At 65.8% G+C, this 21,509-nt stretch carries 18 protein-coding genes and 1 tRNA gene; 13 read left to right on the forward strand and 6 right to left on the reverse strand.

The features are described 5' to 3' along the window. Positions 1–138: 138 nt before the first annotated feature. From OJB03_RS01545 to OJB03_RS01570, 6 genes are all read left to right on the forward strand, one after another. Positions 139–1,962, forward strand: a complete 1,824-nt coding sequence (locus OJB03_RS01545) for a sodium:solute symporter family protein (protein ID WP_263784647.1) — start codon at positions 139–141, stop codon at positions 1,960–1,962. Between the two features lie 48 nt (positions 1,963–2,010). Then, complete coding sequence (locus tag OJB03_RS01550) at positions 2,011–4,950, forward strand: serine hydrolase domain-containing protein (RefSeq protein WP_263784648.1); 2,940 nt, start codon at positions 2,011–2,013, stop codon at positions 4,948–4,950. Positions 4,951–5,295: 345 nt separating this feature from the next. Next, a complete protein-coding gene (locus tag OJB03_RS01555) occupies positions 5,296–6,210 on the forward strand; it encodes an N-acetylglucosamine kinase (protein WP_263784650.1) in 915 nt (304 codons plus the stop codon). A 272-nt stretch (positions 6,211–6,482) separates the two neighbouring features. Then, positions 6,483–8,036: a sodium:solute symporter gene (locus OJB03_RS01560; RefSeq protein ID WP_263784652.1), complete on the forward strand. Its 1,554-nt coding sequence runs from the start codon at positions 6,483–6,485 to the stop codon at positions 8,034–8,036. Between the two features lie 173 nt (positions 8,037–8,209). Next, positions 8,210–8,380 (forward strand): hypothetical protein, encoded by a 171-nt coding sequence (locus OJB03_RS01565; protein WP_162862933.1) that lies wholly within the window; start codon positions 8,210–8,212, stop codon positions 8,378–8,380. After that, positions 8,380–8,619 carry a hypothetical protein gene (locus OJB03_RS01570; RefSeq protein WP_263784655.1) on the forward strand — a complete coding sequence of 80 codons (240 nt, stop codon included), beginning with the start codon at positions 8,380–8,382 and terminating at the stop codon, positions 8,617–8,619. The genes OJB03_RS01565 and OJB03_RS01570 overlap by 1 nt, the downstream gene beginning before the upstream one ends. Before the next feature lie 3 nt (positions 8,620–8,622). Here the strand turns inward: OJB03_RS01570 and OJB03_RS01575 are convergent, their stop codons facing one another. The 3 genes from OJB03_RS01575 to OJB03_RS01585 form a co-directional block, all read right to left on the reverse strand. Beyond that, complete coding sequence (locus tag OJB03_RS01575; protein WP_263784665.1) at positions 8,623–8,892, reverse strand: hypothetical protein; 270 nt, start codon at positions 8,890–8,892, stop codon at positions 8,623–8,625. Between the two features lie 104 nt (positions 8,893–8,996). Then, positions 8,997–9,362 (reverse strand): hypothetical protein, encoded by a 366-nt coding sequence (locus tag OJB03_RS01580; protein WP_263784666.1) that lies wholly within the window; start codon positions 9,360–9,362, stop codon positions 8,997–8,999. Positions 9,363–9,444: 82 nt separating this feature from the next. Next, positions 9,445–9,518: transfer RNA gene (locus OJB03_RS01585), tRNA-Ile, on the reverse strand. A gap of 186 nt (positions 9,519–9,704) precedes the next feature. On the opposite strand from OJB03_RS01585, the gene OJB03_RS01590 reads away from it, so the two are divergent. Continuing rightward, the gene (locus OJB03_RS01590) at positions 9,705–10,175 is read left to right on the forward strand and encodes a CBS domain-containing protein (RefSeq protein WP_263784669.1); all 471 of its coding nucleotides are present in this window, start codon (positions 9,705–9,707) and stop codon (positions 10,173–10,175) included. Between the two features lie 59 nt (positions 10,176–10,234). Here the strand turns inward: OJB03_RS01590 and OJB03_RS01595 are convergent, their stop codons facing one another. From OJB03_RS01595 to OJB03_RS01605, 3 genes are all read right to left on the reverse strand, one after another. Then, entirely contained in the window at positions 10,235–11,776 is a 1,542-nt protein-coding gene (locus tag OJB03_RS01595) for a S10 family peptidase (protein WP_263784671.1), read from the reverse strand. A gap of 104 nt (positions 11,777–11,880) precedes the next feature. Beyond that, on the reverse strand, positions 11,881–13,074 hold the full coding sequence (locus tag OJB03_RS01600) for a glycine C-acetyltransferase (RefSeq protein WP_263784672.1): 1,194 nt from the start codon (positions 13,072–13,074) through the stop codon (positions 11,881–11,883). Positions 13,075–13,212: 138 nt separating this feature from the next. Further along, positions 13,213–14,184 carry an NAD-dependent epimerase/dehydratase family protein gene (locus tag OJB03_RS01605; protein WP_263784674.1) on the reverse strand — a complete coding sequence of 324 codons (972 nt, stop codon included), beginning with the start codon at positions 14,182–14,184 and terminating at the stop codon, positions 13,213–13,215. Between the two features lie 346 nt (positions 14,185–14,530). Between OJB03_RS01605 and OJB03_RS01610 the strand changes: the two genes are divergently transcribed. From OJB03_RS01610 to OJB03_RS01635, 6 genes are all read left to right on the forward strand, one after another. Further along, positions 14,531–15,028, forward strand: coding sequence for an Lrp/AsnC family transcriptional regulator (locus OJB03_RS01610; protein ID WP_263784676.1), 498 nt, complete (start codon positions 14,531–14,533; stop codon positions 15,026–15,028). A gap of 92 nt (positions 15,029–15,120) precedes the next feature. Continuing rightward, a complete protein-coding gene (glnA, locus tag OJB03_RS01615; RefSeq protein ID WP_263784678.1) occupies positions 15,121–16,461 on the forward strand; it encodes a type I glutamate--ammonia ligase in 1,341 nt (446 codons plus the stop codon). Positions 16,462–16,938: 477 nt separating this feature from the next. Continuing rightward, positions 16,939–18,237 (forward strand): adenylosuccinate lyase, encoded by a 1,299-nt coding sequence (purB, locus tag OJB03_RS01620; protein WP_263784680.1) that lies wholly within the window; start codon positions 16,939–16,941, stop codon positions 18,235–18,237. A 228-nt stretch (positions 18,238–18,465) separates the two neighbouring features. Beyond that, positions 18,466–18,600 carry a hypothetical protein gene (locus OJB03_RS01625; RefSeq protein ID WP_263784682.1) on the forward strand — a complete coding sequence of 45 codons (135 nt, stop codon included), beginning with the start codon at positions 18,466–18,468 and terminating at the stop codon, positions 18,598–18,600. 497 nt (positions 18,601–19,097) lie between these two features. Beyond that, complete coding sequence (locus tag OJB03_RS01630; RefSeq protein WP_263784684.1) at positions 19,098–20,957, forward strand: glycoside hydrolase family 15 protein; 1,860 nt, start codon at positions 19,098–19,100, stop codon at positions 20,955–20,957. Further along, positions 20,954–21,463, forward strand: coding sequence for a hypothetical protein (locus tag OJB03_RS01635; protein ID WP_263784686.1), 510 nt, complete (start codon positions 20,954–20,956; stop codon positions 21,461–21,463). The genes OJB03_RS01630 and OJB03_RS01635 overlap by 4 nt, the downstream gene beginning before the upstream one ends. The last annotated feature ends 46 nt before the right edge of the window (positions 21,464–21,509 follow it).

Raw genomic sequence — 21,509 nt, forward strand, 5'->3', positions numbered from 1 at the left:
TCGCAGGCGTCGCCCGAAAGACACTCCTTGTGCCGGCGCGGGTGGTCCCCAATTGCGGGGCTTGCGTTGAGGCCCGCCTGACCCGCTCGCCGCCGCCGCTTCCTGCTCGCCTTTTCCTGGTTGGCCCCGCCCCCGCCCGTGACAAGCTTTGACTGGTTTTTTGTCGCCACCTACCTGATCTTCTCCTTCGGCATCGCGCTGTACTTCTACCAGCGGGCTGGCGAGGACACCTCGGAGTTCTTCCTGTCAGGCCGCGCGATGCCCTGGTGGCTGGCCGGGACGAGCATGGTGGCCACCACGTTTGCCGTCGACACGCCGCTTCTGGTGACGGAGATTGTGGCCCAGAACGGCATCGCGGGAAACTGGCTCTGGTGGAACGCCGCCATCGGCGGGATGCTGACGGTCTTCTTCTTTGCACGCCTCTGGCGCCGCAGCGGCGTGATGACGGACGTGGAGTTCGTCGAATTCCGGTACAGCGGGCGGGTGGCCGCGTGGCTGCGCGGTCTCAAGGCGCTCTTCTTTGGCCTCCTGCTGAACATCCTCATTATCGGATGGGTGTCGCTGGCGATGGAGACGGTCATCGACCGGCTCTTCCCCGACCTGACCCTGTTTGGACAGGCGGCCTTTTCGGTGCTGGGGCGGGAAATGAGCGCGGCCCTCGTGGTGACGGGCGGGCTCATCCTACTGGTGTCCGTCTACGCCCTGCTGTCGGGCCTCTGGGGCGTGATGGTGACGGACCTATTCCAGTTCGTGGTGGCGATGGGGGGCACCATCACGCTCGCCGTGCTCGTGCTCGACATGCCGGAGATCGGAGGAGTGGCGGGCCTCCGCGAGCAGCTGCCGGATGAGACGTTCAATCTGTTGCCCACGATCGGCGGGGCGGCGGAGGGGGCGGCGACCTTTTCGCTCTCGGCGCTGGCGTTTGCGGCGTACGCCGGGGTGCAGTGGTGGGCCAGTTGGTATCCGGGGGCTGAGCCGGGGGGCGGCGGCTACATCGCCCAACGCATGATGAGCGCGAAGGACGAGCCGAATGCCCTCTTCGCCACGCTCTGGTACACCATCGCACACTTCTGCCTGCGGCCCTGGCCGTGGATTATCGTGGCGCTGGCCGCACTGGTGCTCTACCCGGACCTCAACGAGCCGCGCGCCGGGTTCGTGCTGGTGATGAAGGACGTACTTCCCCCTGGCCTTCTCGGGCTCCTCTTTGCGTCCTTCCTGGCGGCGTTCATGAGTACGGTCTCCACGCAGCTGAACTGGGGCGTCTCGTACCTCGTCAACGACTTCTGGGGACGCTTCGTGCGGCCCGACGCAGACGAGGCCCACTACGTACTCGTCTCGCGGATCCTCACGTTCGTGGTGGCCCTGCTGAGCCTCGTCGTCACCCTCTTCCTGAACACCATCGCCGAGGCGTGGGGCCTGCTGCTGTCCGCCTCCGCCGGGCTGGGGCTCGTGCTCATCCTGCGCTGGTACTGGTGGCGCGTGAACGCATGGAGCGAGATGGCGGCCACCCTGGCCCCGATCGGGCTGACCGTGGTGGCCCTCGTGCTGAACGTGTTCGGTGTGCAGGTGCCGGGCCTGCAGGCCGACTTTCCCCTGAACCTCTACTCGGTGGTCGGGTTTACGACGGTCGTCTGGCTCGCGGCAACCTTTCTCACACGCCCGACTGACGAGGAGACGCTCGATGCGTTCTACCGAAAGGTCCATCCCGGCGGGCCCGGCTGGACGCCGGTGGCGGAGCGGCACCCCGACGTGACGGCGGACTCGGGACTGGGCCGCCTCGCACTGGACTGGCTCGTGGGGGTCGTGCTCGTGTACAGCACCCTCTTTGGCACCGGGTATCTCATCCTGGGATGGACGCTCTGGGGCCTGGCCTGTATCGCGGTGTCCCTGACGGCGGCGACGTATCTGTGGCGGGACCTGCAGCGGGACGAGATCTCGCTGATTGGCATGGGGGAGGAATAACCTGAACCGGGGGGAGCACGATGTCTGCACGTTCTGAAGGCTGCACCCATGATGACGACCTCCCTGCGCCACCTTCTCACGGCCGCCGGCCTCACGGTGGCGGCCGTCGTTGTCTCCGTCGCGTTTAGTACGCCTGGCACCACCCCCTTTGCGGCGAGTCTCATGGGCGCGCCGTCCGAGACGCCGGACACGACGGACGGGGCGACGGCGGCCTGGGCCGAGCGGCAGTTCCGGGACATGACCCTCGACGAGAAGATCGCGCAGCTTTTCGTGGTCCGGATCGACGGGGAGTTCCAGAACGCGAACACCCCCTCGTACCGCGAGACGGTCGCGCTTGTCGAAGAGTTTGGGGCGGGCGGGCTCATCTTTGGGCCGGGCACGCCGATGACCCAGATCGCGATGGCCAATGACCTGCAGGCGAAGGCCGAGCGGCCCCTCCTCGTGGCGCAGGACACGGAGTGGGGCGTGGGCATGCGCATCGACGAGGCCACCTCGTTCCCGCCGGCCATGGCGATTGGGGCCACGCGGGATGCGTCCCATGCCTACCGGGTGGGCTACGCAACGGCCCGGGAGGCCCGGGCGCTCGGCGTGCACCAGCTCTACGCGCCGGTGGCGGACGTCAACAACAACCCCAAGAATCCCATCATCAACGTTCGCTCGTTTGGCGAGTCGCCCTCCCTGGTGGGGACGATGGCCTCGGCCTTCACTCGGGGGGCGCAGCGGGGCGGGACCCTCGCGACGGTGAAGCACTTTCCCGGCCACGGCGATACGGACGTCGACTCGCACATCAACCTGCCGATCCTTCGGTTCGACCGAAGCCGTCTCGACTCCCTCGAACTGATGCCGTTCCGGCAGACCCTCGACGCGGGGGTGGAGAGCGTCATGACTGGCCACCTCGCCCTTCCCAAGATTGCGGCGGACAGTGTGCCGGCCACCCTCTCTCGTCCCCTGACCCACGATCTTCTTCGAGAGGAGCTTGGGTTCGACGGGCTCGTGGTGACCGACGCCTTGAACATGCAGGCCGTCACCCGCACGTTCGGCGTTGGCGAGACGGCGGTGCGCGTGCTTGAGGCGGGGGCGGACCTCGTGCTCATGTCCACCAACCCGCACGCGGCGCACCAGGCGGTCCGGCGGGCGGTGACCACCGGGCGCATCGACACGACCGAGATCAACGACTCGGTGCGGCGGCTCCTTGAGGTGAAACAGAACCTCAATCTGCACGAGGCCCGACGGGTCTCGCTCGACACGACCCGGCACCGCGTGGCACGGCGGTCCCACGAGGTGCTGTCCCACACCGTGGCCCGCGAGTCGCTCACGCTCCTTGCCAACGCGGACTCTCTTCTGCCCCTCACGCCGCCGGAGCAGCACGACGTCCTCGTTGTTACGCTCAGCGACAGTGAGTATCCGGGGACGGGCGATACATTCGTCGATCGACTTCGGGACCAGCCCGCCATCAAAACTCTCGACACGCGCCGCCTCGACCCGCGCTCCGACTCGGCGGACGTGCAGGACCACCAGGCGGACGCGTCGGACTACGATGTCGTGGTCGTGCCGTCCTTCCTCCGCGTCCAGGCGTGGAGCGGGTCGATCGGACTGAGCGACATGCACCACGACTTCCTCGAGGACCTGGCGGGTACGGACACGCCGGTCGCGTTCGTGGCCTTCGGCAACCCCTACGCCCCGACGGGGCTGGCGCCCGCCCCGGACGCCATTCTGGCCGCCTACGGCTCCGGTGATGCCTCGCAGCGGGCCGCCGCGCAGGCGCTTGGCGGGGGCGCCGGCACGCCGGGGCGCCTGCCGGTCACCATTCCGGGGGTGGCCGAGAAGGGAGAGGGGCGCCGGCTCGATCCCGTCTCGCCCCGTGAGGGGACTCCCGAATCGGTGGGGATGGACGGGGCGCAGCTTGCCCGCCTCGACACGCTGCTCCGCTCGGCCATGCTTGACGGCGCGTTTCCGGGCGCCGCCGTCGCCGTGGGACGCGGACCGGCCCTCGCGAAGCTCGACGCCTACGGCTACCATACCTACGACGAGACGAAGCCGGTACAGACGGGCACCCAGTACGACCTCGCCTCGCTCACGAAGGTGGTGGCTACAACCACCGCCGTCATGAAGCTCTACGAGGCCGACTCCCTCGCGCTCGACGCCCCGGTGGCCCGCTACCTTCCCGACTTCGCCCAGAACGGCAAGGAGGCGGTCACTGTGCGCCAGCTGCTTGCCCACTCGTCGGGCCTGAAGCCATACCTGGATCCCGACGAGCGCGGCCCGACCCGGGCGGCCCTCCTCGACACCGTCATGGCCCAGCCGCTCACGTACACGCCCGGCACCCAGGCCACCTACAGTGGGCTCAACGCGATTACGCTGATGCGCATCGTGGAGACGATTAGCGGCCGGTCGTTCGACGCGTTCTGCCGGGCGCACATTTTTGAGCCGCTCGGGATGGATCAGACGGGGTTCTACGACGCCGACGTCACCCGTGAATGGGTGGCGCCGACGACCGATACCTCGGGCACGCAGCGTCAAGGAGGCGTCCACGACCCGATGGCCCGCGATATGAACGGGGTCTCGGGGAACGCGGGGCTCTTTTCGACCGCTGCCGACCTGGCCCGCTTCGGGTACATGCTGACCCACGAGGGCCGAATCGACGGGCGACAGTTTCTAGAGCCGCAGACGATCAAGACGTTTACGGCACAGACCGACGTGCCAGGTAGCACCCGGGCCCTCGGGTGGGACACCAAGAGCTCGGAGGGGTACTCCTCGGCCGGGGAGGACTTCTCGGCGGGGAGCTTCGGGCACACCGGCTACACGGGGACCTCGTTCTGGGTCGATCCGGCGGAGGATCTCTTCTTCGTCCTGCTCACGAACCGCGTGTACCCGGACGACACCTCTGATCAGATTACGCAGGTTCGTCCACGGGCGGCCGACATCGTGCACCGCGCGATTGAAGGGCCGCCCCGTCCGCTGCTTCCCGGACCCGCACCGGGGCAGTGACGGCATGCCCGAAAAGATCCCATGGCGAGTGCAATCAAGGAGCTCGACGCCCGTGCCGCACGGACGCCCGACGGGGCTGAGTGGCGGAAAAGGGCATTCGGCCAGAGGGGAATCTTCTGGAACCGGTCCCTGTCTCGTCGCTCTCTCCCGCGCAGACCGCTCAAGACGGCCCACTGGCACCAAGGGGGGGGTGGAACCGCTTCCATCTTCTAGGGGAGCGTTCCAGTTCTGTTCTCCAGTTCCTATACTGACCCTCGTCGTAACAGCACCGTTGACCAATCGGCGGTCGTGGGCCGAGAGCCCGCACGCATCCCGCATCTTATTCTCGACACCGGCCCTGCCTCCGTGTCCGAAAATCACTTCTTCGCTGGCCTTGACGCCGGCGGTTCCAAGACGCTGCTGCTCGCCGAATGCGAAGCATGCCCGGAACGGATTGATCGTCATGGACCCGCCGCCAACCCGCAACGGGTCGGAATGGACCAGTCGGTCCAGGTGCTGTCCACGCTGGTACGGAAGACCCTTCGGTCCCAACGGCCCGTCGACCAGCTGTCGGTCTGTGCGGGCGTGGCCGGCGCGGGCCGCCCCGACGAGCAGCAGGCCCTGGCCGACCGGCTTCGCCGGAAACTGAGGGACGACGCAAAGTCGGTCGCTGTAGAGGTGGTCCACGACGCCTACATTGCCCTGGATGCGGCCTTTGGTTCGGAGAGCGGGCTCGTGGTCATCGCGGGTACCGGCTCCGTCGTGCTTGCCCGGACGCGGGCAGGGACCGCCCACCGGGTCGGAGGGTGGGGGCACCTTCTTGGGGATCCGGGCAGCGGGTACGCCATGGGACAGGCGGGCCTACGGGCCGTCGCGGAGGCCTTCGACGGAGGGGCCGATACGACCCTCCGCCCGCGCATCGCCAGGGAGTACGGCGTCGATGAACGGGCCGCTCTCCTTCACTGGGTGTATCGGGACCGTCCCCCCCTTCAGGACGTCGCTCCGCTTGTGATTGAAGCCTCGGCGGACGGGGACGCGGTGGCAACGGACATTCTGACTTCCCAGGTGGCCGAGTTGGTGCGGCAGGTCGAGTGGCTGCTTCGTGAAACGGACGACGTGGCGCCCCGAATTGCACTGCTCGGGGGGATGCTCCAGAACGAGCACTACGCAGCGGCACTCCGACGCGCCCTTGTTGACCAGATCCCGGACTGGTCGGTGGAGGTGCTCCGGCATGAGCCGGCCGTAGGGGCCCTGCGCCGTGCGCGCCGCTTGGATGAGTAAGAAACTCGGACACGCCTGCTCGTTTCCCATCGCCCCGGCAGGAACGAGTCGATGGTGACGCCGGCACGCGGGAGGGGCTGTCACCATGGGGACCCGTGCTGGGGCGGGGCAAGGTGACGAGGCCCACGGCTCATCACATGGCCCGCCGGTTGCGCCGGCGTCGAGATCGTGGGAGGCCGTGTTCGCGCTTCTGCGCTCTCGCCGTGACGTTGTTCGATGCGAGAAGAGCCCCGCGTCTATTTCCCCTGCGTCCCCAATTGCCGCCCTGGCCCATGCTTACGACGCTCGACTTCGTCGTTCTGACGGTGTATCTGCTCGGCGTAGCGGCCTTTGGCGTCTGGGCAGGCGGGCAACAAACGTCCACCGAAGATTACTTTCTTGGGGGGCGGGACCTGCCGTGGTGGGCGGTGTGTTTTTCTGTGGTGGCCACGGAGACGAGCACGCTTACGGTGGTGGGCGTGCCGGCCGTGGCGTACGGGGGCACGCTGACCTTCCTACAGATTACGCTCGGGTACTTGGTGGGGCGCATCCTGGTTGGGGTGTACGTCCTGCCCCGCTACTACGCGGGCCAGCTGGAGACGGCCTACGCGTTCCTCGGCGACCGCTACGGCTCCGTGATGCAGGGCGCCGCGTCGGTGACGTTTCTCGGGACGCGCCTGCTGGCGGACGGCGTGCGTCTTTTCGCCACGGCCATCCCACTGAAGGTGATTGCGAACATGTCGGGGCTGGACGTCAGCTACTTCCAGATCATCCTGGTCATCGGCGTCGTGACGGCCGTCTACACGCTGGTGGGCGGCATTCGGGCGGTCGTGTGGATGGACGTGGTGCAGATGCTGCTGTACGTGGGCGGGGCGCTCGCGGCCATCGGCTTCCTGCTGGGCGATGTGCCCCCGGGCTGGTGGGGCGAGGCGGGGGCGGCCGGCAAGACCAATCTGATCGACCTCGGCCTGGACGAGTCGTTCGGGCGCTGGTGGACGCAGCCCTACACGCTGGGAACGGCCGTGGTGGGCGGGGCCATCTTCTCGATGGCCTCCCACGGCACCGACCAGCTCATCGTGCAGCGCCTGTTGGCTTGCCGCAACGAGGCGGACAGCCGGAAAGCGGTCGTGGGAAGTGCACTTATCGTCATGGTGCAGTTTGCTCTGTTTTTGGGGGTGGGCCTGCTCCTGTGGGCACACTACGGCGGTGCATCCGTCGAGGCGCTCGGGCTTCAGCGGGGCGACGAGGTCTTTCCCAAGTACATCATCGAGGGTCTGCCGGCCGGGCTCTCGGGCCTCATCCTGGCCGGCATCGTGGCGGCGGCCATGAGCTCCCTCTCTTCGTCGCTCAACGCACTGGCCTCGTCGTCGGTCAACGACCTCTACGAGCGCATCTCGGGCCACTCCATGAGCGGGGACCGTGGGCTGCTCGTCTCGCGGCTGCTCACACTGTTTTGGGGGGGCGTCTTCATTGGCTTCGCGAGCCTCTTTCAGGACAGCAGCAACCCCGTCGTGGAGTTGGGGCTCTCGATTGCCTCGTTCACCTACGGGGGCCTGCTTGGGGCCTTCCTGCTCGGCCTGTGCCACGGGGGCACGCGTCAGGCCGACGCGCTGGTGGCGTTCGTCGTCTCGATTGGGGGGATGGTGCTCGTCATTTTCGGCGTGTGGCACAGTCCCGCGGAGGGGTGGCTCTTCGTGCTGAACCCGTCGGATGCCCGCGTGGAGGCGGCGAACCTGCGCACGATTGGCTGGCCCTGGTACACGGCCCTGGGCACCGCCGTCAACTTAGTGATTGGGAGCGTGCTGGCCCTCCGCCACCGGGACGCTGCGGCGGGGGAGTCCGAGTAGAACGGCTGTGGACCGGCACAATGTGGAACCGCTGCAATAATCTTCGGGGGGCGGATCCTGTGTGCACCGGCTGACGTAACGAGATGTGGAAAAGAGAACACTCCCCAAGAGCAGTGGGCTGATTTTCCCGCCTGCTCCCCGCGCATTGCGTCTCCCAGAATCCCAATCGGTTCATGACCAACAGCAAAGGGTGGATTTTTGCCGCTGGCGTAGTGGCGCTCGCCCTCTCCCTTTATCTCTGGTTCAGCGGCAGCGATCAAGCCGCGATCTTTGTGGGCCTATGGGTCCCGTCGCTCTGGATTTTAGCTGATCTCGTTGACCAGGCCGAGACCGCCGCTGCTTAATGAAGGTACTCGTCGAGTACTTCGGAATGTTCATTTTCGCATTCGTCGTCTTCGTAGGGGGGCTCGTAGCTCTTCCCGAGATTGGGGCGCCGGAGACCTCGCTCGGCGAGATGGGAGGGCTTGCCCTGGCATTTATCGTGATCGCAGGGGGGTTCTCCTGGTTCTACAGTGCCGAGCTGCCGTCGGAAACCCAGGGCCCGTCCGGCCGGCGGTCGAGACCAGACGAGCCGCCACGGTAGGCGTTAGTCCGCGTCGCCGGTCTCGACCCCAAGCATGAACTCTTCGCCGCAGAAGTCGCATCGCAACTCGATGGCCTTTTGGGGGCCGCCCTCCATGCCCGTCTTTTGAAACTCCGGCGAGCCGTCCGGGCGGGTCGTCTTGGGCGTCACGTCGTCGAAGGTAAAGTCCCCAGTGAGAACATTGGCGTGCCCGACGGTTCGGTCACACTCCGGACACGAGAAGGGCTGCCGCGCAGACCCGTCGCCGGTCGAAGATCTCTCAGGAGGCTCCATAACAGAAGAGGGGGTTAGAGAAAACAGGCAGGGCGGCGCGAGCAGACACAAGAAGTAGCTCTGGCCGGCCCGCGTGCCGCAGGCCCAAAGAGTGCAGGCGGCGATTAAAAGTGCTCGTGGAGCTTGTCATGCCCCTCCGACGGAACGCCGAGCTCCGCCGTGTTCTGAGTCCCCAGGTGTGGCACCTTGCTCACGCTGACGGGGAGTGACGAGACGGGTTCGTCGACCCCCTCAAGGTGGAGCGTCATTCGGGCCGGATCCATGTCCAGAAGGGCGTCCTGGAGGGCATCGGCAAGAACAGTGCTGTCGGGGAGCAGGGTCAGGCGAACCGAGTAGCCTTTCGGGCGGTCGATGGCGTCATCCGGATGGGGCGTGGCCGAGACCACGCCCTCGTCGATGGCGTCGGTAATGTCGGTGTAGACGTCGTCCGACGCCCGTTGCCACTCGACTTGTTGGATAGACCGAGTCATGGGCAACCGGACTGATGCAGGAAGAGTGCCGGAGGGACCTCGTGCCCGGGGACGCGTCGTGGCCCGACCGGGCACAAAAAGGTGGGCCCGGCAGGGCTCGAACCTGCGACCAGCCGATTATGAGTCGGCGGCTCTAACCAACTGAGCTACGGGCCCGACCGACGTAGCTGTGCCCACGAAGTGGAGACCCATCGGGTTCCGTTTCCCGGACGGAGAGATGCGTGGTGGCCGCGAGAATTCGCCGCCGATCCACGCGACCCATGCAACACGGATTCGGGTGACCAATAGAGGTACTGCGATTCACATCTCGATCCCTTTCCCACAACCGTCCTTTCGCCCCTCATGAAGTTGAAAAGCGCCAAGGACTTGATGACGGCGGACGTGCAGACCGTCGACGCCGACTGGCCGATTGACCGGGTTGCCCAGTTCCTGACCGACCACAGCATTTCCGGTGCACCCGTCGTAAAGGATGACCAACTCGTGGGCGTAATCTCCTTGACGGACATCGCGCGGCACAATGGCACGGCGGGCGAGCCGGCTTCCGACCGCCCCGCCTCGTTTTACCGATCAGAGCTTGAAACCGACTACGCCGAGGAGGACCTGGAGGATCTTCAGATTAGCGAGGGAGGAGAGACAACCGCTGAGCACGTCATGACCCCGCAGGTCTACGATGTGAACGAGCACACTTCGGTCCAGCAGGTGGCACAAGTGATGCATCGTGGGGGGATCCACCGGGTGTTCGTGACGACCGACGGAGAGGTCCGTGGTGTCATCACGGCGCTCGACATGCTGGAGGTCGTGGCGACGATGTAGGGGGGAAGGGCGGGGCGTGTCCAGCACGCGACCGCCTGCCCGCCTGCTCTCCGTCCCCCCTACTGGTCCCGGCCGTACTTGGCAGGCGTGCCCTCGTCCGGGATCGACTCCTCGATGAACGTGCGGATGTCCTCGTTAGAGGTCGCAAGATCCTCCGAGCGCAGGTACATCATGTGGCCGCTCCGGTAGCCTTCGAAGCGGAGCCGGTCACGCATCGTCTCCCGCGTCCCGAGGTTCCACATCACGTACTTGGCCGAGAAGTAGTCCGTGGCCCCGTCGTAGTAGCCGGACTGGACCATCACATGGAGGTAGGGGTTCTGTGCCATCGCCTCCCGGAGATGTGCGCCGGTCTCGTTGTTCTCGTCGTCCCACGGGTAGACGCTGCCGAACGTGTTGTACTGCAGGTCCGTCGTGAAGCCCAGCTCGTCGCGGAGGTAGTGGTTGATGGCCGGGGTAAAGGCGTGGTTCCAGGACGTGAGCTCCGCCGGATAGTCGTATTCGCTTCCGGCATTGGTCACGTCCACCCCTTCGTAGCGGGAGTCGAGGCGGCCCACTGTGTGGCCCTCCTCCTGGAGAAGTTCTTTCCAGAAGGCATCCGCGGGCGCGGCGAGGTTGTGGTTGAGCACAAACTGCTCGGAGACCCCCGAGTAGCGGGCCACCTGTTGGGCCACGGTCTGCCGCCGGTCGTCGTCGATGAAGCCCCCTCGCGTGAGGGCCGGAATGTACTCCTCAACGGTGTAGTTCTCCACCTCGGACAGCAGGTCCTGGAGGTCCCGGTCCTGAAGGGCATCGGGCAGCTGCTCGTGGTACCAGGCCGTCGCCGTGTAGTAGGGCAGCTTGAGCGCCTCGGAGCGCGGGGAGGGGCCGGCCGGCTCCATCCCGAGGCCGGTGGGGGAGACGAGGATCACGCCGTTCAGGTACGTCCAGTGGCTGTTCTGGAGCTCGCCGGCCAGGCCCGCGACGCGGGTGGTGCCGTAGCTCTCCCCGATCAGATACTTTGGGGAGCGCCACCGGCCGTGCCGCGAGATGAACGTGTCGATCCAGTCGGCCAGGTAGTCCACGTCGGCGTTTACCCCGAAGAACTGCTCCGCGTCCGTGTCGTCGTCGATCACGCGGGAGAAGCCGGTGTTGACGGGGTTGACGTATACGATGTCCGCCACGTCGATGATGGACTGGTTGTTGTCTTCGACCCCGTAGGGCTGCACGGGGTAGCCCTCGTCGCTGATGAGCAGGTGCTTGGGACTGGTGTAGCCGAGGTGCATCCAGAGGGAGCCGGAGCCGGGACCGCCGTTAAAGGAGACCATGAGTGGGCGCTCCGCCCGGTCGTCGACGTCCGAGCGGCGGTAGTAGGTGTAGTGGAGCGAGGCGACGGCCGTGTCGTCGTCCCCGTACACCGGCTGCGTGCCGGTCGTAACCTCGTAGGGCACCTCCTCGCCCTTGACCGTCACGCGATCGGTCGCTGTAATCGCCGTGTCGGGCGGAAGGCTGCGCTTGAGCGGGGACGACTCCATGTTCTGAGCGTGGGCCAGGGGAGCCGTCCCGCCGAGCAGAAGGAGGAGAACAGCGGCAATGCTCCACCGAAGGGGAGATGCGTCAGTCATGAACTCGGTATGCAGGTTGAGGAGAGAAGACAGGGGATGGATCAAAAAGAAGAAGGGGGACGGGGGGCCGCCCCTCCCCCTTGCCGTCTTGGCCGTACACTGCGTTAGATGACGTCGTGCTTGCGCCCCACCTCCGTAAATGCGTCGATGGCGCGGTCGAGCTGCTCCTTCGAGTGCGCAGCGGACATCTGCACGCGGATGCGCGCCTCGCCCTCCGGCACGACCGGGTAGCTGAAGCTGATGACGTAGATGCCGCGGTCGAGCAGCTCGTCGGCGATGGCGCCGCTCGTCTTCGCGTCGTAGAACATGATGGGCACGATCGGGTGCTCGCCCGGCTTGATCTCGAAGCCACGGTCTTCCATTTCGGACCGGAAGTAGCGGGCGTTCTCCCAGATTTGCTCCCGCCGCCCGCCGCTCTCCTGCAGCATCTCCAGCACCTTGAGGCTGGCGTTGGCGATCATCGGCGCGATGGCGTTCGAGAAGAGGTAGGGGCGGGACTCCTGCCGCAGCAGGTCGATAATCTCCTTCCGGCCCGTGGTGAAGCCGCCAGTGGCGCCGCCGAGCGCCTTGCCGAGCGTAGAGGTGATGATGTCCACCTCATCGAGCACGCCCTTCGCCTCGCTGGCGCCGCGGCCCTCCTCCCCCATGAACCCCGTGGCGTGGCACTCGTCGACCATCACGAGCGCGTCGTACTCGTCGGCCAGGCGGCACATCTCGTCGAGCTTGGCCACGTCCCCGTCCATCGAGAACACGCCGTCGGTGGCAATCATGCGGGTCTCCGCGTCCTGGGCCGCCTGTAGCTTTGCCTCCAGGTCGTCCATGTCGCTGTGGTCAAAGACATGCAGGTCGGCCTTGCAGAGCCGGATGCCGTCGATGATAGAGGCGTGATTGAGGGCGTCACTGATGATGGCGTCGTCCTCGCCGAGGATGGTTTCGAAGAGGCCCGTGTTGGCGTCGAAGCACGAGTTGTACAGGATCGTATCGCCTGTGTCGTGGAAGTCGGACAGGGCATGCTCCAGGTCCTTGTGCACCGACTGGGTGCCACAGATGAAGCGGACGCTGGCCACGCCAAAGCCGTACCGGTCGACGCCCCGCTTGGCGGCGTCCATGATCTCCGGGTGATTGGCGAGGCCGAGGTAGTTGTTCGCGCAGAAGTTGATGACGTGCTGACCGCCCTCAACTTCAATGTCGGCGTCCTGCTGGGAGGTGATGACGCGTTCTTCGTTGTAGGTGCCGGCGTTCTTGATCTCTTGCAGCGTCTGCCGAAAGTCGGCCGCAACGTCGTCGGTCATAGGCATGGCGGTGTGGGAGGGTTGGGTTGAAATCTAGGTGAGCAGTCGTGGGGCCGCCGAGGTGGTGCAGGCGTGGATGCTATGGGGGTGGAGATTGCATGCGATCCGTCAAGGACCGATGCCTTCCCGCATGCGCCTTTTCCCTCATGCGTCCACGCTTCCACTCTCCCTCGTCTCCGCCCGCAGGTGAGAGAGCATGTCGTCGGTCGTCGCCTCCAGGTCGTACTCCGGGGCCCAGCCCCAGTCGGTTCGGGCCGCCTCGTCGTCGACCGAGGACGGCCAGTTCGCGGCGATGCGCTGCCGCTCGTCCGGCTCGTAGCTGCAGCTGAACGTCGGCACGCGTGCCCGGATCGCCGCGGCCAGTTCCGCCGGAGAGAAGCTAAGGGCGCCTGCGTTGTAGCTGTCCCGCACCGACAGGGCGTCCGCGTCGGCCTCCATCAGGGCGAGGGTTCCCTGGATGGCGTCCGGCATGTACATCATGGGCAGCCGCGTGTCGGGCGCCAGAAAACAGCTGTAGTCCTCGCCCGCCGCGGCCTGGGTCAGCATGTCGACGGCGTAGTCGGTGGTGCCCCCGCCGGGGGCCGTCTTGTAGCTGAGGAGGCCCGGGTAGCGGAGACTCCGCACGTCGAGGTCGTAGCGCTGGTGGTAGTAGCGGCACAGCAGCTCTCCGCTCCGCTTGGTGACCCCGTACATGGTGGTGGGGTCGAGCACCGTGTTCTGGGGCGTACCTTTCCGCGGGGTAGTGGGGCCAAACACGGCGATCGAGCTAGGCCAGAACACCGTATCGACGGGGCGGCGGCGGGCAAGGTCCAGGACGTTTTTGAGCCCGTTCATGTTGACGTCCCAGGCGCGGTCGGGGTCCTGCTCGCCAGTGGCGGAGAGCAGGCTCGCCAGGTGGTAGATCGTGCCAATCTCGTAGCGGTCGAGGACATCGGCCAGGGCCTCACGGTCGCGCACGTCCATCACTTCAAAGGGCGCGGCGGCGGACCGGCCATTGGCCGTCGAGGGCGGGTTCAAGTCCAGGCCCACCACCTGCCCGGGCCCATGACGCCCGCGCAGTGCCTCGACGAGTTCACTACCGATCTGGCCGTTGGCGCCAGTGACCAGGATGCGCATGTACTCGGACGTGTGCGGTGAGAATTGAGTGAGCCCCCATGCGAGACGTGTCGTACTTGCCCCCGAACCGCGGGTTCAGTGTGGCCCTTTCCAGAAACGCTATTCGAGACAGGTTGGAAAACCCTGCAACGAGAAGACGTTGCGACGACGAAGATACTCTACGGGCCGTGCGCCTGTCCGTTCGGAACCGCTTTCACCCGACTGCCGCCGTTCTCGGGGATGGGCGAAGCGCTTCCAGCGAAAATTTTTACGGGTTCTGTAAAATTATTTGTCCGAGATGCTTGACAAACCAAAGAAAGTAGCGTAAGGTAGGGTCGTAACAAAAAGAGATAGAAGCAGCGAGGCCATGCCGCACCGCATCGACGAAATCGACGCGAAGATTCTGGAGTTGCTCCAGCGCGATGGACGCATGCAGCGCAGCGACGTGGCCGAGGAGGTGGACCTCTCCATCTCGGCCGTCAGCGAGCGCATGCGGAAGCTCGAAGAGCGAGACGTCATCGAGGGGTACCGGGCCGTCGTCGATGCCAAGCGACTACGACTCGACATCACGGCGTTCATTCGCGTGTCCGTCGACGGATCGGAGCACTACCCCGATTTCGTCGATCAGGTGAAGGACATGGACCCGGTGTTGGAGCTGCACTCCATCACGGGCGACGGCTCGCACCTGATGAAGGTACGCACGACGGACACAACTGCCCTGGAAGGGTTCCTCTCCGACATCCAGGCCATTGCCGGCGTCAGCAGGACCACCACGAGCATCGTGCTGAGCACCTTCGAGGAAGAGCGCACCGTGCGCACCGAGCCGATGGAGCTGTACGACTACGACGCGTCGTCCGGCGAGTAGGCCCCTGGACGGCGGATTTCTTCGGGGCCCGACTGGTGCGGTTCGGGTCTCCCCCATTCCTCGTTTCCCCAAATCAATCCTCCCGATCATCAATGCCGACTAAAACCGACGTCCTTGAGCAAATTGAGGCCAAAGGCGTGGACTTCCTGCGCCTTCAGTTCATCGACATTCTGGGGACGGTCAAAAACGTCTCCGTACCGGCCCACCAGGCCGAGAAGGCCTTCGAAGAGGGCATTTACTTTGACGGCTCCTCCATTGAGGGCTTCGTCCGCATCCAGGAGTCTGACATGCGCCTGGACCCGGACCCGGACACCTTCGCCATCCTCCCCTGGCGCAGCCAGCGCGGGGACGATACCGTCTCGGCCCGTCTCATCTGCAACATCATCGACACCTCCACCGGCGAGCCCTTCGTGGGGGACCCGCGCTACGTGCTACAGCGCGCCATCGACCGGGCCGCCGACATGGGCTTCGATCTGAACGCGGGGCCCGAGCCCGAATTCTTCGTCTTCGAGAAAGACGAGAATGGACGGGCCACGACCGAGACCCACGACGCAGGCGGCTACTTCGACCTCGCGCCGAAGGACCTCGCGCAGGAGATCCGAGCAGAGGTGATCTACACGCTCGAGGCGATGGGCTTTGAGGTGGAGGCGAGCCACCACGAGGTGGCCCAGGGCCAGCACGAGATCGACTTCAAGTACGACGACGCGCTGACCACGGCGGACAACATCGCCACCTTCCGGTCGGTCGTGCGGGCAATTGCGGAGCTGCACGACGTACACGCCACGTTCATGCCGAAACCGATCGCCGGCATCAACGGCTCGGGCATGCACACGCACCTCTCGCTGTTCGAGGACGGGGAGAATGCCTTCCACGACGGCGACGATGAATTCGACCTGAGCGACACCGCGTACGATTTCCTCGGCGGCATCCTCGAGCACGCACCGGCCCTGACGGCTATCTGCAACCCGACCGTCAACTCGTACAAGCGGCTCGTGCCCGGGTACGAGGCGCCGATCTACGTGGCCTGGAGCGACGTCAACCGCTCGGCCCTCGTGCGGAAGCCGGCGGCCCGCATCCCGGCGGCCTCGCGGATTGAGCTCCGCTCGCCGGACCCGTCCAGCAACCCGTACCTCGCGCTTGCGACGATGCTGCACGCCGGGCTCGACGGCATCGAGAAGGGGCTCTCCGCGCCCGATCCAGTCCGCGAAAACATCTACGAGTTTACCGAGGCGGACCGCAAGGAGCGCGGCATCGAGACGCTCCCGAGCACGCTCGGCCAGGCGGTAACGGCCTTGCAGGCGGATGACGTGGTCCTCGACGCCCTGGGGCCGCACGTGAGCGAGAAGTTCACCCAGGCCAAGACGCAGGAGTACACCGAATTCCTCGCGTCGGTCTCGCAGTGGGAGCTCGACCGCTACCTGGAGACGTTCTAACGGTTCCAACGAAAAGACATCTGGAGCCCATAGCAAACGCCGAAGCGGCCGGTGTCCCGAGCGGGGCATCGGCCGTTTCTACGGGGCGTAGAGGGACCCGCCAGACGCAGGAATGTCGTTCGGCGTGGGAGTGGTCCTTCGAGTGTCCTCTTCGGAAATGGAGGACATGTGCCCCGTCGTATGCGTCAGGCCCGGATGTTGCCACTTCAAAAAGACCAGCGTGCCACGCCCACGGTGCTCGTGGGGTTTGAAGTGGCGCTCAAATTCGTGCTGGGGCCCAGTCTTCAATTCCTCGCAGCCCGAAGAACCCCCGGCTCGCCGGCCAACCCGCGGCGCGGTAATTTTGAAGGCCCGCCAATTTTTCGCCTCCGCGCAGTGGCGTGCCCTATCGTCCTGGCATTCTCCGCCTCCGGACCGTTACCTTGCACGCAGAAGCAACCTCACACCCATCCTGTACCGAGTCTTTCCCAGCCCCGAATGATTGACCGCTATACCCGCCCGCCGATGGGCGACCTCTGGAGCGAAGAGCAGAAGTTTCAGTCCTGGCTCGACGTGGAGCTGGCCGCCTGTGCCGCGTGGAGCGAGATCGGCGCGATTCCGCCCGAGGACGTGGAGACCCTGTACGACGAGGCCGACTTCGACGTCGATCGCATCCACGAGATTGAGAAGGAGACGAAGCACGACGTGGTGGCGTTCACGCGGGCGGTGAGCGAGACGCTGGGGGAGGAGAAGAAGTGGATCCACTACGGCCTCACCTCGACCGACGTGGTGGACACCGCCTACATGGTGCGGATCAAGAAGGCAAACAGCCTCATCCGCACCCAGCTCGACGGGATGATCGAGACGCTGGCGGACAAGGCGCGGGAGCACAAGCACACCCTCACGATGGGGCGCACGCACGGGGTGCACGCCGAGCCCACGACGTTCGGCCTCAAGATGGCCCGCTACTACGACGAGATGACCCGCCAGAAGGAGCGCTTCGAGCGGGCCGCCGAAGAGATGCGGATGGGCAAGCTCTCTGGGGCCGTGGGCACGTTCGCCCACATCCCGCCCGAGGTGGAGCGCTTCACGTGCGAGCGCCTTGGCCTCAAGCCGGCGCCCATCTCCACGCAGGTTCTCTCGCGCGACCGCCACGCGAACTACCTGAGCGTGATCGCGGGCATCGGGGCCACGCTCGAAAAGATGGCCGTGGAGGTGCGGCACCTCCAGCGCAGCGAGGTGCGGGAGGCGGAAGAGGCGTTCAGTGCCGGCCAGAAGGGCTCCTCCGCCATGCCCCACAAGCGCAACCCGGTCGGCTCCGAAAACATCACCGGCTGCGCGCGGCTCCTGCGCGGCTACATGAACAGCGAGTTCGACAACGTGGCGCTCTGGCACGAGCGCGACATCAGCCACTCCTCGGTCGAGCGCATCGTGCTGCCGGACGCGACGACGCTGCTGCACTACGCCCTCCGCCGCTTCCGCGGCATCATCGACGACCTGGTGGTCTACGAGGAGACCATGCGCGAGAACATGGAGGAGACCTACGGCCTCTACAACAGCCAGCGCCTCATGCTGAAGCTAATCGACACAGGGCTCAGCCGGGAGGAGGCGTACGACCGGGTCCAGCCCCTCGCCATGACCGCGTGGGAGGAGGAGCGCCCGTTCCAGGAGGTCGTGGCGGCGTCCGACGACATCACGGAGGTGCTGTCCGAGGACGAGATTGAGGAGGCGTTCGACCCGACCTACCACGTCCGCAACGTGGACCGCATCTTCCGACGGGTGGGGCTGGAAGAGTGAGCATGGTGTTGAGGACATGCTGGACGGGGCCTGTGAAGCCACTTCGGCACTGCCGATTTCCAGGATGGCCTGCGGAAGGTGGATGTGCCGCCGCTCTTTGTGCAGGACAGTGATGACCGGATCGTCCCGATTGAGGCGTCGGCACGGCCGGCCTCGTAGCTCGTCGAGAGAAGCGGCAACCGCCCATCTGACTGGTGCCGCGTCGCCGGAGCCTGAGAACGAGGCCCCATGGCCGTGCTCTGTGCGGGAAAGCGTATCGATTCCATCCCCAGTGGAGAAGCCCAGTACGTCCGGGTGAACCCGCCCCTCGCCAGCCTCGATGACGGTCAGTTGACGGTCCGCCGCGCCGCGGTGCAGCGTTAGACGCTCCGTACCGCCCATGAGCGCGCGACAACGCCGGGTATGCTCTGGAGGGATCCGCGCGCAACATAACCTGCTCGACGACGCCCTGCGGGTGCCACAACTGGAAACGGAGCCGGTGCTGTAATCCGTACAGAACCGGTGCTGTAATCCGTACAGAATAAGCCTGACCTCCGGTTGCGCCCGCCGCCTTTGTCCTCGGCGATCCCTACACGTGGGAGCACGGAACGATTGAAGACGAAACTCTCCTGCAACATCCAACGGTCCCGGCAGCACACGGGCACGCCGCTTTGGGCATTCCGCGGATCGCCCGCTACACTGGAAATTCGGTGTCCGCTTTGTCCGGCCCGCAAGGAACAGACGTCCCTCTCAGCCCACCTCCTGATTCCGACTCGGTGGTACGGATCTTGTGCGCAGGACATACGCGGATCTTTGTGAATCGCCTCCGTCCCTAGAACCCTCTGGACGAATTGCCCCACGTGTAGGTCACCATTTTCTGAATGCGCCGTACAGACGACCGCTACGCCCCCATTGAAAGCTACGCCGTCATTGGCGACTGTGCGAGTGCCGCCCTTGTGGGCGCGGATGGCGCAATCGACTGGCTCTGCTGGCCGCGGTTCGACAGCCCGTCCGTCTTCGCCGCCCTGCTGCACGCGGAGCGTGGGGGGCGATTTCAGGTGCGGCCGAAGAAGGAGTTTTCGGTGGAACGGCGGTACATGGGCGATACGAACGTACTGGAAACGACCTTCACGACGGAGACGGGCGTGCTTCGCCTGACGGACCTGATGCCGGTGGGGCCTCCCGAGGCGTACCGGCGCGAGCTGTGGCCGACCCGCGAGATTCTTCGCCGGGTGGAGTGTGTGGAGGGAACGGTGACGGCCCGTGTTGTCTGCGAGCCGCGCCTCGACTACGCGCAGGCCGACCCTGTCTTTGACGACCGGGGCGACCACGGGTTTTTCTGCAACCACGACGGGGCCGTGCTCGTCGTGCGGAGCGAGGTGCCCCTCCGCCGGTCGACCGACCGGCACGTCCTTCGGGGCGAACAGACCCTTCAGGCGGGCGACCGCCGGTTCCTGTCCCTCGCGTACGACGAGGATGCCCCCGCCACGCTGCCGCTTCTGGGAGACCACGCCGAGCGAAAGCTGGCCCGGACGATCAACTACTGGCGTGACTGGGCGGGGCGGTGCGAGTACGACGGGCCCTACCGCGACGCCGTGGTGCGGAGCGCCCTCACCCTCAAGCTCATGACCTTCGCCCCGTCGGGCGCCATCGTGGCGGCCCCCACCACCTCCCTCCCCGAAGCGATTGGGGGCGAGCGGAACTGGGACTACCGCTACTGCTGGCTCCGCGATGCGGCCCTGACGCTGCGGGCCCTCTACGAACTGGGCTATGAAGATGAGGGGCGGGCCTTTTTCTCGTGGCTCCTGCATACCACCCGACCGACCGCGCCGAAGTTGCAGGTCATGTACGACGTGTACGGCAACACCAGCTTAACGGAGCAGACGCTGTCACACCTGGAGGGCTATCGGCAGTCGCCGCCGGTGCGGGTGGGCAATGGCGCGCACGATCAGCTCCAGCTCGACACGTACGGGGAGCTCATCAGCGCGGCCTACGAGTTCGTGCAGCGGGAGCACGAGCTGGACGCCTGGCACCGGCGCCTCCTCGTCAGCCTGGGCAACGAGGTGTGCGAGCGTTGGACGGAGCCGGACGAGGGCATTTGGGAGGTGCGTTCCGGGCGCCACCACCATACGTTTTCGAAAGCAATGTGCTGGGTCGCCCTGGAGCGCCTTCTGGCGCTGCACGAGGAGGGGTACGTCACCGTTCCGGTCGACCGCTACCGGACGGAGGCCGCCAACATTCGCGCCGCGGTGGAGGAACAGGGCTACAACGAGGAGAGGGAGAGCTACGTTGCCACGTTTGGCGGGGATCGGCTGGACGCAAGCCTGCTTCTGCTTCCCACCTACGGGTACGAGGAGGCGACGAGCCCGCGCATGAAATCCACCTTTGCCCGCATCCATGAGGAGCTGGCCCAGAACGGGCTCCTCCACCGGTACCCGCCCGACACCGACGATGGATTTACGTCCGAGGAAGGGGCCTTCGGCCTCTGCAGCTTCTGGGACGAAGAGATGTTTGCCCGGCTGGGGCGGCTCGACGAGGCGCGTGCGAAGCTCGGCGAGACGATCGGGTACGCGAACGACCTTGGGCTCTTCGCCGAAGAGATCGATCCGGAGACCGGGACGTTCCTGGGGAATTTTCCACAGGCGTTTACGCACGTCGGGCTCATCAACGCCGCCATCACCCTCACGAAGGCCGAGGAGGAGGCCCCCACTGCCCTGTACGAACATCCCGACCCACAATGACGTCACTACTGGCCCTCAATTTTGGCTCGGCCCTGCTGTGGGGTCTCTTCGCCACGGGCATGCTCACGCTGCTGATGTCGGGGAGCCAGGGTCTGGGGTGGTCCCGGATCAGCTTTCCGTACATGATTGGGAGTATGTTCACGTCTCATCGGGGCCGGGCAATGGGAGTTGGCTTCCTGGTGCACCTCGCGTTCGGAATGAGCTTCGCGCTCCTCTACGCGTTGGTCTTTGAGAGTTGGCAGTGGGCCACGTGGTGGCTTGGAGGGTTGCTCGGCGTCTTCCACGGACTGTTCCTGCTCGCCGTGCTGATGCCCGCACTGCCGGATCTCCATCCGCGCATGGCGAGCACCCACCAGGGGCCCACGCCCACACGGCAACTGGAGCCGCCCGGCTTTCTGGCGCTGAACTACGGCCGCAGCACCCCGGTGCTGACGATCGTGGGGCACATCCTCTACGGGATTCTCCTCGGGCTTTTCTATCCGCTCGGGGGCGGGGGGTTGCTGTAAGAACTGTGCGATGCGGCACGGGATGTTCCGCCCCCGGATGAACGTT

Origin of the sequence: Salinibacter grassmerensis, assembly GCF_947077765.1 — a bacterium.
Classification (GTDB): domain Bacteria; phylum Bacteroidota; class Rhodothermia; order Rhodothermales; family Salinibacteraceae; genus Salinibacter; species Salinibacter grassmerensis.

Excerpts from the sequence above, each read along its gene's own strand:
- OJB03_RS01575 (WP_263784665.1), bottom strand. The coding sequence starts at position 8,892 with ATGGAGCCTCCTGAGAGATCTTCGACCGGCGACGGGTCTGCGCGGCAG.
- OJB03_RS01560 (WP_263784652.1), top strand. The coding sequence starts at position 6,483 with ATGCTTACGACGCTCGACTTCGTCGTTCTGACGGTGTATCTGCTCGGC.
- OJB03_RS01610 (WP_263784676.1), top strand. The coding sequence starts at position 14,531 with ATGCCGCACCGCATCGACGAAATCGACGCGAAGATTCTGGAGTTGCTC.
- OJB03_RS01590 (WP_263784669.1), top strand. The coding sequence starts at position 9,705 with ATGAAGTTGAAAAGCGCCAAGGACTTGATGACGGCGGACGTGCAGACC.
- purB (WP_263784680.1), top strand. The coding sequence starts at position 16,939 with ATGATTGACCGCTATACCCGCCCGCCGATGGGCGACCTCTGGAGCGAA.
- OJB03_RS01580 (WP_263784666.1), bottom strand. The coding sequence starts at position 9,362 with ATGACTCGGTCTATCCAACAAGTCGAGTGGCAACGGGCGTCGGACGAC.
- OJB03_RS01625 (WP_263784682.1), top strand. The coding sequence starts at position 18,466 with ATGGCCGTGCTCTGTGCGGGAAAGCGTATCGATTCCATCCCCAGTGGA.
- OJB03_RS01630 (WP_263784684.1), top strand. The coding sequence starts at position 19,098 with ATGCGCCGTACAGACGACCGCTACGCCCCCATTGAAAGCTACGCCGTC.
- OJB03_RS01600 (WP_263784672.1), bottom strand. The coding sequence starts at position 13,074 with ATGCCTATGACCGACGACGTTGCGGCCGACTTTCGGCAGACGCTGCAA.
- OJB03_RS01570 (WP_263784655.1), top strand. The coding sequence starts at position 8,380 with ATGAAGGTACTCGTCGAGTACTTCGGAATGTTCATTTTCGCATTCGTC.
- OJB03_RS01565 (WP_162862933.1), top strand. The coding sequence starts at position 8,210 with ATGACCAACAGCAAAGGGTGGATTTTTGCCGCTGGCGTAGTGGCGCTC.
- OJB03_RS01550 (WP_263784648.1), top strand. The coding sequence starts at position 2,011 with ATGATGACGACCTCCCTGCGCCACCTTCTCACGGCCGCCGGCCTCACG.
- OJB03_RS01605 (WP_263784674.1), bottom strand. The coding sequence starts at position 14,184 with ATGCGCATCCTGGTCACTGGCGCCAACGGCCAGATCGGTAGTGAACTC.
- glnA (WP_263784678.1), top strand. The coding sequence starts at position 15,121 with ATGCCGACTAAAACCGACGTCCTTGAGCAAATTGAGGCCAAAGGCGTG.
- OJB03_RS01595 (WP_263784671.1), bottom strand. The coding sequence starts at position 11,776 with ATGACTGACGCATCTCCCCTTCGGTGGAGCATTGCCGCTGTTCTCCTC.
- OJB03_RS01635 (WP_263784686.1), top strand. The coding sequence starts at position 20,954 with ATGACGTCACTACTGGCCCTCAATTTTGGCTCGGCCCTGCTGTGGGGT.